This is a genomic window from Kitasatospora sp. NPDC002543, from assembly GCF_053594915.1.
Map to the genome: position 1 here is coordinate 151,971 of NZ_JBSFWR010000005.1, position 10,931 is coordinate 162,901.

The following is a 10,931-nucleotide window of genomic DNA, read 5'->3' on the forward strand; positions in this document are numbered from 1 at the left end:
TTCTGGCATGGCTGGAAAGTTCGAGCTGTACATGGACGAGGGCGGCATGCACCGGTTCCGGCTCAAGGCGAGCAACGGGGCGATCGTGGTGACCGGCGACCCGCACGAGAGCAAGGACGACTGCCTGAAGAGCATCGAGTCGATCCGCAAGCTCGCGCCGTACGCGGAGCTCAAGGAGACCGCCGGGTCGGTCTGACGGACCTGGCTCCGGGACGGGCGCGGGTCGGCGGTGCAAATCGCCGACCCGCGTTCGCCTGTACGACAGATCCCTTTGGCCGGGTGCATGCCGGACGCGGACAGAACACTGGCATGCGCGTCGTCATCGTCACCGAATCCTTCCCGCCCGAGGTCAACGGAGTCGCCCACAGCGTGCTGCGGACGGCCGAGCACCTGGTCCGCCGGGGCCACCAGCCCCTCGTCGTCACCCCCGCGCCGGCCCGGGGCGCCGCATGCCCGCCGGAGACCTTCGGCGGCGCCGCGGCGGACGGGATTCCCGTGGTGCGCATCCCGTCGGTGCCGCTGCCGGGGTACCCGCAGGTCCGGATCGCACTGCCCAGCCGGCAGCTGGCGGCCGCGATCGCCGGGCACCGGCCGGACCTCGTCCACCTGGCCAGCCCGTTCGTGCTCGGCGCGCGCGGGATGCAGGTCGCGGCCCGGCTCGGGGTTCCCGCCGTGGCCGTGTACCAGACCGACCTCGCCGGGTACGCCCACGCCTACCGGGCCGGGCGGGGCCTCGGCGAAGCCGCCGCCTGGCGGCGGATCCGGGCCGTGCACCGGGCGGCCGTCCGCACCCTGGCCCCCTCCACCCCCGCCGCCCAGGACCTCACCGCCCACGGGGTGCCGCGGGTGCAGCTGTGGCCGCGCGGCGTGGACTCGGTGCGGTTCCACCCCCGCCACCGGGACGAGGCGCTGCACCGGGCGCTCGCCCCGGGCGGGGAGGTGCTGGTCGGGTACGTCGGCCGGCTGGCGCCGGAGAAGCGGGTCGACCTGCTCGCGGCGGCCTCGGCGCTGCCCGGGGTACGGGTCGTGGTCGTCGGGGACGGCCCCTCGGCGCCCGGGCTGAAGGCCTCGATGCCGGGCGCCGTGTTCCTCGGCCGCCGCACCGGCGACGAGCTCGCGCGCTGCTTCGCGACCCTGGACGTCTTCGTGCACACCGGCCCGCTGGAGACCTTCTGCCAGACCATCCAGGAGGCGATGGCCAGCGGCGTGCCGGTGGTCGGCCCGGCGGCGGGCGGCCCGCTCGACCTCGTCGCCCACCACCGCACCGGCCTGCTGGTGCCGCCCCGGGACGCCGCGGCGGTGGCCCGGGCGGTCGCCGAACTGGCCGCCGACCCGGTACGGCGGGCCGCGTACGGGCGGGCCGGGCGGGCCGAGGTGACCGCGCGCACCTGGGAGGCCGTCGGGGACCTGCTGCTGCGGCACTACGCCGAGGTGCTGGCCGAGTTCCACGGCGTGCCGCTGCCGCCCGCCGCCCCGGCGGCGGCCGTGCCGGTGGCGCCCGTCCTGCCCGAGGAGCTGCCCGCATGACCGCCGCGCCCTCCGAGCCCTCCGAGCCCTCCGGCCGCTCCTTGCCCTCCCCGCCCTGCCTGCCCTCCCTGCCTTCCCCGCCTTCCCCGCCCTTCCTGCCCGACGACCGGGCGCTGACGCCCGACGGGACGACCGCGAGCGGTGCGGCTCCTCCGCCGGACGGGGCCCTGACGATCGTCCGGCTCGCCAACTTCGTCACCCCGGTCTCCGGCGGGCTGCGCACCGCGCTGCGCCACCTGGGCGCCGGGTACCGGGCCGCCGGGCACCGCCCCGTGCTGATCGTCCCCGGCGAGCGGCGCTCCGAGGAGGAGACCGAGCAGGGCGTGGTGGTCACCCTGCCCGGCTCGGTGCTGCCGGCCAGCGGCGGCTACCGGCTGCTCACCGACCGGCGGGCGGTGGCCGCCGAGCTGACCAGGTTCTCCCCCGACCGGCTGGAGGTGTCCGACCGCACCACGCTGCGCTGGACCGGCGCCTGGGCGCGGCGGCACGGCGTGCGCTCGGTGATGGTCTCGCACGAGAGCGCCTCCGGGCTGCTGCGCACCTGGGGCCTGCCCGGCCCGTTGGCGGGCGCGGCGGCCGACCGGCTCAACGCGGCCACCGCCCGCGCCTACGACTCGGTGCTCTGCACCACCGACTGGGCGGCGGCGGAGTTCCGGCGGATCGGCACCCCGAACCTGGTCCGGGCCCCCCTGGGGGTGGACCTCGACGCGATGCGCCCGCTGCCGTCGGCCGTACGGGCCGCCCAGCGGGCCCGGTACGCGGCCCCGGACGAGCCGCTGCTGGTGCTCTGCTCGCGGCTCTCGGCGGAGAAGCGGCCCGAGCGGGCGCTCGAGGCGCTGGCCGCCCTGCGGGCCCGGCGACGGCCCGCGGTGCTGGTGGTGGCGGGCACCGGCCCGTTGCGGGAACGGCTGGCCGCCCGGGCCGCACGGCTGCGGCTGCCGGTGCGCTTCCTCGGGCACCTCGGCGGGCGCGCGGAGCTGGCCCGGCTGCTGGGCTGCGCGGACGTCGTGCTCGCGCCCGGACCGGTGGAGACCTTCGGCCTGGCCGCGATGGAGGCGCTGGCCTGCGGGACCCCGGTGGCGGTCAGCCGCTCCTCCGCGCTGCCCGGCCTGGTCGGGCTCGCCGGGGTGGCCGCCGTCGACACGGGTGCCGGATTCGCCGCCGCGGTGGGGCAGTTGCTGGACCGGCCGGAGCGGACACGGCGGGCCGCCGCCCGGGCCCAGGCCGAACGGTACGGCTGGCCGGCGGCGGTGGCGGCGTTCCTGGCGGCGCACGGCGTGCGCCACGGCCGGGCGGCGGACCGCGTACGCGGGCACGAGGCAGCGCGCGGACCACTCGACGACGACGCGGCGGACGGGGGTCGGGATGAGCATGCTGGACGCCGGGCGTGACCGGGCGGCGGAGGATCACCCCGCGGCGGGCGAGCTGCTGCGCTTCGTCGCGCTCGGGGACTCGCTCACAGAGGGGGTCGGGGACCAGGTCGGCGAAGGCTGGCGCGGCTGGGCCGCCGTCCTGGCCGGATCACTGGCACCGGAAGGCCGGCAGGTCGAGTTCACCAACCTGGCGTACAGCGGGGCACTCACCAGTGAATTGACGAATCGTCAGTTACCGGCGGCGCTGGCGCTGCGACCCCAGCTGGCGGCGGTGGTGGTCGGCGGCAACGACACCCTGCGGACGGGCTTCGACATCCGGCGCACCACACGGGAGTTGGACGCCACGATGGGTGAACTCTCCGGCCAAGGCGCCGGATTGCTGACCGCCTGCCTGCCCGACCCCGGCAGCCTGCTCCGGCTCCCGGCACCGCTCGCCCGGCCGCTGGCACGCCGGATGCGGGCGGTCAACACCGTGGTGCACGCCCTCACCGAACGCCACCGGGCCGTACACCTGCACATCGCCGAGCTGCCCTGGCTCGCGGAGCGCCGACTGCTGAGCGTGGACCGCCTGCACCCGAGTGCCGAGGGCCACCACCTGATCGCCCGACGGTTCCACGGCCTGCTCACCGAGGCCGGGCACCCCCTCGGCCCGCCCCCGACCACCGCCCCCGCCGAACCCCCACCGGGACCGGCCGCCGACCTCTGGTGGATGGCCACCCAGGGCACCCGCTGGCTCGCCGCCCGCAGCACCGACCTGCTGCCGGGCCTGCTCGCCCTGGCCGCCGCCGAGGGCGCAGCCCGCCTGCGCGGCGGCAGCGCCCGGCACGACGAGCAGATGGCACGGGCCGCCGCCCAGGCGCTGGCGTCACTCGGGTGAGCGGCCGCCGGGGCGGCGCCCGAGGCGTGGCCCCGCCCGATCGGGCGCACCGCGCCGGGGTCCGCCCGATCGTGGGGGTCGGCGGGGGCGCCCGGTGGGAACCATCGGGGTGACCCGGGTTGTCGTGTCCGGGGAGAGCGCGACGGAGGGAGCCGGGGTGGACGCAGCCGGAGCACAGGGAGCCGGGGTGGAGGAAGTCGCGGTGGAGGAAGTCGGGGTGGAGGAAGTCGGGGTGGAGGAGGCGGGCACGGCCGGCCGGGAGGTGATGGCGGCGGCGGGAGTGCTGTTCCCGGACACCGCCGGGCGGGTGATGGTGGTGCGACTGCCGTACGACCGGAAGCATCCGGTGGCGATCCCGGGCGGCGGCTGGGAGCCGACGGACCGGTCACCGCGGGAGACCGCCCTGCGGGAGATCCGCGAGGAGCTCGGGTTCACGCCCCGACTCGGGCCGCTGGCCGGGGTGGACTGGGCGCTGCTGCGGGACGGCGACCGCCCGATCGTCGTCTACCTGTACTGGGCCGAGCCGCTGACGGCCGAACAGGTCGCCGCGTTCCGGCCCGACGCGGCGGAGGTCGGCGGCTGGACCTGGCTGACCACGGAGCAGGCCGGGCACGCCCTGCCACCACGACTGTCCCGCCGGATGACGGCCTGTCTTCGGGCGCCGCGCGAGGCCGGGCCACTGGAGCTGGAGGACAGCCGACCGGTCGGACACACGCTCGACTGGCTGCCCGCCGACCCGCCGGTGCCCGCCTACGACGGACTCGCCGCGGCCCCGGGGCTGACGCCCTCGACCGAGGAACGGCCGGAGCCGCCGATGGACCGCGAGACCTACTACGCCACCCGGCCGCGCATCCGGACGAAGGCGCGGGCGCTGTTCACCGACGCCGCCGGGCGGGTGCTGCTGGTACGGCTGCGGCCGTGGGACGGGCCGCGCGGGCAGGTGCCGCACTGGACACTGCCGGGCGGCGGGGTCGAGGCGGACCGGGAGATGCCCCGGGCTGCGGCCCGGCGGGAGATCCGCGAGGAACTCGGCTGGGAGGTCGAGCCCGGGCCGCTGCTGACGCTGGACTGGCAGCCCGGCACGGCCGCCGACCCGACCGCGGACCCGGCGACCGGACAGGACACCGCCGTCCTGGTCTACGTGTTCGACGGGGGCACGGTGACGGAGCGGATGCTCGACGCGATCGCTTTGCCGGAGCAGGAGTTGGTGGAGTGGAGACTCTGCGATCTGGAGGAGGCGCGGGCACTGCTGACCGGACCGTCCTGGGACCGCACGGCCGCCGCGCTGGGCGCGCGGGAGCGGTCGCGCGGACCGGTCGAGCTGGTGCGCGGACGGGCCGTCGGGCCGGACCTGCCGCAGGAGTGAGGCCTCGGGGGCGGAGCCCGGCGGGGCGCCTGGGCCTCCGCCGGGGCCTCGTCCACGGACCCGGGCTCCTCCGCGAGCCCGACCTCCTCCACGGACCCGACCTCGTCCGCGAACCGGACTCGTCCGCGAACCGGACTCGTCCGCGACCGGGTGTCGGAGCGGCCCTTCGGGGCCGCGTGTCAGACCTCCAGTTCGCCCTCGATCCGGCTCAGCTGGTGGCGGGCCATCGCGAGGTTGGCGCGCGCCTTGTCCAGCGCGAGGTAGAGGAACAGGCCCTTGCCGGTGCGGCCGGTGAGCGGGCGGATCAGGTGGTACTGGCTGGTCAGGGTGATCAGGATGTCCTCGATGCCGTCCTGGAGCCCGAGCATGTCCATGGTGCGCATCTTGGCGCGGACCACGTCGGTGTTCCCGGCGGCGGCGACGTTGAGGTCCAGGCCGCCGGGGCCGTCGAGGGTGGCCAGCGCCATGCCGCTGTTGTAGTCCACCAGGGCCGCGCCGATGGCGCCCTCGATGCTGGTCATGGCCTGCTTGAGCGCGCCGGCTGCGTCGGTCATCTGGGTAACTCCCTTTCGGTGGTGGGTGGTTCGTCGGATTGTCGGTTCTGCGGTGCGGTGGAGCGGTGGGGCGGTTGAGCGGTGGCCGGTCGGCCCCGGTCAGCCCGCGTCACGCGGATCCTTGGGCAGCAGGGCGTCGTTGAGCAGCCCCGCGATGCGCTGGGCGCTGCGACGGGCCTCCAGGTGCAGCCGGCCGACGTTGACGTCCGGGTGCGCCAGCAGGGTCAGCACGCAGCTGCCGCCGGCCGCGTAGGTGGCGACGTAGCCGTTCTCGCCGCGTACCAAGGACTCGCGGAACTCACCCTGGCCGGTGGTGTCGGCGAGCCGTTGGGCCAGCGAGAGCGAGGCCGCCGTCATCGCGGCCAGCCCCGAGGGCTCGGTGCCGTGGGTGTCGTGTGCGATCAACAGGCCGTCCACGCTGGCCACCAGGCCACCCGCGAGGTGCGGGACGCGATGCTTGACGGCACGCAGTTCGGCGAGCAACTCGGTCTCCAAGGCGATCAGTTGTCTCCTTCCGACACGCTGCTTGAGTGCCCGCCTCATGGCCGGAACAACGGGGTCGCGGGCGGGGAGTGGGTCAAAGTCGGGCCTCCAGAAGGTCTCGGATCCGGGTCAGCAGCGCGACGTCCGGATCGGGGACGGCCAGCGGGTGGGCCGCTGCCGTGGCGGGCGGGTGTTCGGAGCGCGTGGGGGCTTCGGTCCCGGCGGGGGTGCCGGCCGGAGCCCCGGTGCGGGCCGCACCGGGGGCGGAGGCGGGGCCGGGGGCGGGGCCGGGGGCGGAGGCGGGGCCGGCCGCGACCGGGGTGCCGGAGAGGCCGGCCTCCCGGAGGCTGGCGCCGGGGATCCTGCGGTGCAGCCCGCCGGCCGGTCTGCTCGCGGCCGGTGGGGCGGTTACGGGCGCAGGAGCGGTCGTCGGCGGCTCGCCGGGCACCGGAGTCACCGTCGGCGCGACGGCCGGGCCCTGCGACGCGGCGGCCGGGCCTCGCGAGGCGCCCGACGGGCCCGGGGGGACCTCCGACGGGCGGCGCGGGGCGTCCAGCAGCCCGGCGGCGGCGAGCCGGCGGACGTCGGCGGTGACGCCGAAGCCGGAGCGGCCGAGCAGCCGGGCCAGGTCCGCCGGGGTCCGCCGGCCGTCCGCGTGGTCCAGCAGCTCGCGGCGTCGACGGCCGGACGGGCGATGGGCCGGCCGGCGGCCGCACTCGGTCGGCCGCACGGGGGCGGTGTCGAGCTGCCCCCACGGCCAGATCCCGTCGAGCAGCCGTCGGCGGCGTTCGACCTCGCGGCGGATCCGGGCCGGGTCGACCTCGGCGACCGGTCCGAGCCAGTGCCGGGCGTCGGCCTCGAACCGCCAGGCGCCGCCGCCCGGGTCGGCGAGGACGAAGAACGCGGCGTCGAACAGCGTTCCCAGGTGGCCGAGTTCGAGCTCTCCCCGGGTGAGCAGTCCGCGTTCGACGAGCGCCTCACTGACCCTCGACCGCGCGCCGTGCTCCCGGAGCAGCTCGGCCCAGCCCTCGGGGGTGATCCGGCCGCAGCCGATGAGCAGGTCGGCCAGGCCGGGCGCGCGGGGGGACTCGGCGGCCGCCACCCGGCCGTCGACCAGGTACAGGCTGCCGAGCGGTCCGTGCAGGGCACCGGTGGCCCGGCGGTCGGCGAGCAGGGTGAGCGCCTCGCCCGGGGTCCTCGGAGTGGCGGACTCCGCGGGCGGCGGCGCGGTGCCGGTCGCGGCGGTCACGCGCTCACCCCAGCACCAGCTCCTCGGTGAGCGCCTGGAGGCGGAAACGGGCGGCGGCGAGGTTGCCCTCCGCGCGGTCCAGCCAGAGGTGCAGGACGAGCCTGCTGTCGAAGGCCGTGTCGATGAAGCGGATCAGGTGGTAGCTGCGGCCGGCGGTGACGATGATGTCCTCCAGCGGGGCCCGCGGATCCTCCGCCGCGGTGAAGGTCTGGCTCTCGACGGCCGCTCGCACCAGGTCGGTCGCCTCCGCGGCGGAGGTCTCGTGCTCACCGGTCGGGCCCTCGCCGAGGCTGCCGAGCGCGAGCCCGCTGCTCCAGTCGACCAGGCTCGCGGCGCGGGCCCCCGGGATCGCCATCGCTCCGGAGAGGCATTCGTCGATACCGGGCACACCGGCTCCTTCGCGGGGTCTGGGCGGTCGGGCGCAGCGCGGCACCGATCCGATTCACCACCAACAGTGGCTAGTTCGCCACGGAAGGCTACTGCCGGATTCCGTACGACGAACATTCCAATGGCATATTCACATCAGCAGCGGCCAGTTCCAGCCAAGAACTGACAGCACATCAGGTCGTGGGCGAGGGCGGCGGCGCTGGTGGACCAGGGGCGTTGGAGCGTCGTTCACCGGCCACCTGGCGCGGCACCTTGGCCGGTTCCGGGCCGCACGGGTGCGTTTCGAGGCTGAAAATGCGATAAGAGGACTCATTTGCGCGGCACGGACCCGGAAGGACCTCGGGCCGGGCCGACGGCACCGCCGACCCACCCGCACCCGCCGACCCACCCGCACCCGCCGACCCGACCGCACGCGCCGGCCCGCCCGGCCCCGCCCGCCCAGCGGAGCCCGTCAGCCCAGCAGCGCCCGGTAGCCCCCGATCAGGGCGGTGAGACCGAGTTCGAAGGCGCGGTCGGCGCGCTCCCGCCCGGCGGGGACGGCGTCCAGAGCCCCGGCCAGTCGCGGGGTCGCGGCACGGTCGACGGCGTCCACCATGACGTCGGGGGCCACCAGGTCCAGCGCCGACCCCAGGACGAAGCTCTCCAGGGCGGTGATCAGGCCCATCACGTCCCGCGCGGCGAAGCCGGCGTCCTCCAGGGTGGTGACGGCGCGCTCGTACAGCTCGTGCATGAACGATTCGGCCAGCGGCGCGGTGGCGAGCAGCCGGACGATGCCGGGGTGTTCGGCGAAGGCGTCCCGGTAGGCGTGCGCCCAGGTGTGCAGCGCGGCGTCCCAGGACTGGTCCCACATCGACTGCTCGCCGATCGTGCGCACCAGTTCGGCGCGCATCAGGGCGACGATCTCGGCCCGGCCGGCCACGTGGTGGTAGAGCGCGGAGGGGCTCACCTTGAGGGCGCCGGCCAGCGCGGGGATGGTCAGGTCCCCGGCCTCGTCGACCAGCCTCAGCGCGGTGTCCACGATGCGCTGCCGGTCCAGCAGGGGTGTGCGCGGCCTGGGCATGCCCGGTTCCTCACCTTCGCGGCCGCCGGGCGGCCCGCCGGCCCGTCGGCTCGTCGGCCCCCGACAGACCAAGATCGTCGTTATCCAAGCGTTACTGAACGGCTTTCAGTAAAACCCTTCCGCACCCGGCGGTGCCGCGCCTACGGTAACCGAACCCCATTCGGTTAGGCAGGCCGCGCACGCGCCGGCCCGCCCTGCCCCGGAGAGGACGCACACCCCCGCATGCGTGCCGAAACGATCTTCACCGGCGGCCGGATCCACACCGGAGACCCCGCCCTCCCCCGCACCCACGCCCTCGCCGTCAGCGCGGGACGGATCACCGCCCTCGGCGACGCCGCCCTCGCCCTGCGCGACGACGGCACCGAGACCGTCGACCTGGACGGCGGCGCCCTGCTGCCCTCCTTCGGTGACGGCCACGTCCACCCGCTGATCGGCGGCATCGGCCTGCGCGGCGTACCCGTCCGTGACTGCACCAGCCAGGAACAGGTCGTGGCCGCCGTCCGCGACTGGGCACGGCGCCACCCCGAGGCCGAGTGGATCACCGGCGACGCCGTCGACCCGTGGCTGGCCGAGGGAGGACTGTTCGACGCCCGGGTGCTGGACGCCGCCGTACCGGACCGGCCCGTGCTGCTGCGCACCATGGACCACCACACCGGCTGGGCCAACAGCGAGGCACTGCGCCGCGCCGGCTACGGGCCGGACACCCCCGAACCGGTGGGCGGCGAGATCGTCCGCCGCCCCGACGGCAGCCCGCTCGGCACCCTGCGCGAGTTCGGCGCGCTCAACCCCGTGCTCGCGCTCGTCCCGCCGCCGCCCCTGGCCGAACAGGTCTCCGCACTGCGGGAGAGCACCGCCGCGCTCGCCGCCGCCGGGCTCACCTGGATCCAGGACGCCTGGGTCGAGCCCGCCCAGGTGGACACCTGGCTGGCGGCCGTCGCCGGGGCGGGCCTGCCGGTCCGGGCCGGGCTCGCGCTGCTGCTCGAACCGGACGGCTGGCGCGAACGGCTGCCCCGCCTGGTCGCCGACCGCGACCGGGTGGAGGCCGCCGGGCAGGGCCGGCTCACCGCGCGGGCGGTCAAGTTCTTCGCCGACGGCGTCATCGAGTCCGGTACGGCCGCGCTGCTGGAGCCGTACAGCGACTGCCCGCACTCCCACGGCGTCGCCAACTGGACCGGCGCCGAACTGGCGGAGGCCGTCACCGCGGTGGACGCGCTGGGCTTCCAGCCGCACATCCACGCGATCGGCGACCACGGCGTGCGGATCGCGCTGGACGCCGTCGAGGCCGCCGTCCGCCGCAACGGCACGCGTGCCCGCCGGCCGGTGATCGCCCACGTCCAGCTGGTCCACCCTGACGACCTGCCGCGGTTCGCCGAACTCGGGGTGATCGCCAACTTCGAACCGCTGTGGGCGCAGACCGACCCGCTGATGACCGAGCTCACCCTGCCCCGGATCGGCCCGGAGCGCGGCTCCCGGCAGTACCGGATCGGCGCCCTGCTGCGCGACGGCGCCCGGATCTCCTTCGGCAGCGACTGGCCGGTCACCCGCTACGAACCGCTGGCCGGGCTGGCCACCGCCGTCACCCGGCAGAACCCGGACGGCCTGCCGCAGGGCGGCTGGCTGCCCGAGGAGCGGATCGGGCTCACCGAGGCGCTGGCGGCGTACTCGGCCGGCGTCGCGCACCAAGCCTTCGAGGAGGCCGAGTGGGGTGTGCTGCGGCCGGGGATGCGGGCCGACCTGGTGCACCTGGCCACCGATCCGTACGCGGTGCCGGCCGGTGAGCTGGCCTCGATCGAGGTGTCCGGCACCTGGCTCGGCGGGCGGCGCACCCACGGCGGGCCGCCCGCCGACGGCGACCGCGCGACGTACTGAGCCGGCGCGGTCGGCCCGGTCGGCCGGGCCGACCTGCCCGCTCGGCGTTCCCGGCCGGTTCCGGCCGTCCCCCACGGCGGCCACGCCTCGTTTCCCGGTCGGGGGGCGCGCCGGGGGGGGGGCCCCCCGCCCCCCCCCCCGCCCCCCCCCCCACCAAAAGACACCCCACACAAAACACCAACACCC

Annotated in this window: 11 protein-coding genes; 6 read left to right on the forward strand and 5 right to left on the reverse strand. The window is 76.3% G+C overall.

Features of this window, described 5'->3' with window-relative positions:
- Window positions 1–7: 7 nt before the first annotated feature.
- The 5 genes from ACWD4P_RS04375 (at window position 8) to ACWD4P_RS04395 (ending at window position 5,143) form a co-directional block, all read left to right on the forward strand.
- Window positions 8–196: a YegP family protein gene (locus ACWD4P_RS04375; RefSeq protein WP_359827317.1), complete on the forward strand. Its 189-nt coding sequence runs from the start codon at window positions 8–10 to the stop codon at window positions 194–196.
- A gap of 113 nt (window positions 197–309) precedes the next feature.
- The gene (locus ACWD4P_RS04380) at window positions 310–1,527 is read left to right on the forward strand and encodes a glycosyltransferase family 4 protein (protein ID WP_449778519.1); all 1,218 of its coding nucleotides are present in this window, start codon (window positions 310–312) and stop codon (window positions 1,525–1,527) included.
- Window positions 1,524–2,918: a glycosyltransferase gene (locus tag ACWD4P_RS04385; RefSeq protein ID WP_449778520.1), complete on the forward strand. Its 1,395-nt coding sequence runs from the start codon at window positions 1,524–1,526 to the stop codon at window positions 2,916–2,918. The genes ACWD4P_RS04380 and ACWD4P_RS04385 overlap by 4 nt, the downstream gene beginning before the upstream one ends.
- Window positions 2,893–3,777, forward strand: coding sequence for an SGNH/GDSL hydrolase family protein (locus tag ACWD4P_RS04390; RefSeq protein ID WP_449778521.1), 885 nt, complete (start codon window positions 2,893–2,895; stop codon window positions 3,775–3,777). The genes ACWD4P_RS04385 and ACWD4P_RS04390 overlap by 26 nt, the downstream gene beginning before the upstream one ends.
- 187 nt (window positions 3,778–3,964) lie before the next feature.
- Window positions 3,965–5,143: an NUDIX domain-containing protein gene (locus tag ACWD4P_RS04395; RefSeq protein WP_449778522.1), complete on the forward strand. Its 1,179-nt coding sequence runs from the start codon at window positions 3,965–3,967 to the stop codon at window positions 5,141–5,143.
- 179 nt (window positions 5,144–5,322) lie between these two features.
- On the opposite strand, the gene ACWD4P_RS04400 is transcribed toward ACWD4P_RS04395, so the two are convergent.
- The 5 genes from ACWD4P_RS04400 to ACWD4P_RS04420 all read right to left on the reverse strand — a co-directional run bounded on the left by ACWD4P_RS04400 (window position 5,323) and on the right by ACWD4P_RS04420 (window position 8,876).
- A complete protein-coding gene (locus ACWD4P_RS04400; protein ID WP_359827324.1) occupies window positions 5,323–5,697 on the reverse strand; it encodes a hypothetical protein in 375 nt (124 codons plus the stop codon).
- 99 nt (window positions 5,698–5,796) lie between these two features.
- Window positions 5,797–6,192: a roadblock/LC7 domain-containing protein gene (locus ACWD4P_RS04405; protein ID WP_359827325.1), complete on the reverse strand. Its 396-nt coding sequence runs from the start codon at window positions 6,190–6,192 to the stop codon at window positions 5,797–5,799.
- Window positions 6,193–6,274: 82 nt separating this feature from the next.
- On the reverse strand, window positions 6,275–7,429 hold the full coding sequence (locus ACWD4P_RS04410; RefSeq protein WP_449778523.1) for a hypothetical protein: 1,155 nt from the start codon (window positions 7,427–7,429) through the stop codon (window positions 6,275–6,277).
- 4 nt (window positions 7,430–7,433) lie between these two features.
- A complete protein-coding gene (locus ACWD4P_RS04415) occupies window positions 7,434–7,817 on the reverse strand; it encodes a hypothetical protein (protein WP_449778524.1) in 384 nt (127 codons plus the stop codon).
- Window positions 7,818–8,267: 450 nt separating this feature from the next.
- Window positions 8,268–8,876: a TetR/AcrR family transcriptional regulator C-terminal domain-containing protein gene (locus tag ACWD4P_RS04420; RefSeq protein ID WP_359827330.1), complete on the reverse strand. Its 609-nt coding sequence runs from the start codon at window positions 8,874–8,876 to the stop codon at window positions 8,268–8,270.
- A gap of 222 nt (window positions 8,877–9,098) precedes the next feature.
- Between ACWD4P_RS04420 and ACWD4P_RS04425 the strand changes: the two genes are divergently transcribed.
- Complete coding sequence (locus ACWD4P_RS04425) at window positions 9,099–10,745, forward strand: amidohydrolase (RefSeq protein ID WP_449778525.1); 1,647 nt, start codon at window positions 9,099–9,101, stop codon at window positions 10,743–10,745.
- The last annotated feature ends 186 nt before the right edge of the window (window positions 10,746–10,931 follow it).

Coding starts and splice junctions, on each gene's coding strand:
- ACWD4P_RS04425 (WP_449778525.1), top strand. CDS start 9,099: ATGCGTGCCGAAACGATCTTCACCGGCGGCCGGATCCACACCGGAGAC.
- ACWD4P_RS04375 (WP_359827317.1), top strand. CDS start 8: ATGGCTGGAAAGTTCGAGCTGTACATGGACGAGGGCGGCATGCACCGG.
- ACWD4P_RS04420 (WP_359827330.1), bottom strand. CDS start 8,876: ATGCCCAGGCCGCGCACACCCCTGCTGGACCGGCAGCGCATCGTGGAC.
- ACWD4P_RS04400 (WP_359827324.1), bottom strand. CDS start 5,697: ATGACCGACGCAGCCGGCGCGCTCAAGCAGGCCATGACCAGCATCGAG.
- ACWD4P_RS04390 (WP_449778521.1), top strand. CDS start 2,893: ATGAGCATGCTGGACGCCGGGCGTGACCGGGCGGCGGAGGATCACCCC.
- ACWD4P_RS04385 (WP_449778520.1), top strand. CDS start 1,524: ATGACCGCCGCGCCCTCCGAGCCCTCCGAGCCCTCCGGCCGCTCCTTG.
- ACWD4P_RS04380 (WP_449778519.1), top strand. CDS start 310: ATGCGCGTCGTCATCGTCACCGAATCCTTCCCGCCCGAGGTCAACGGA.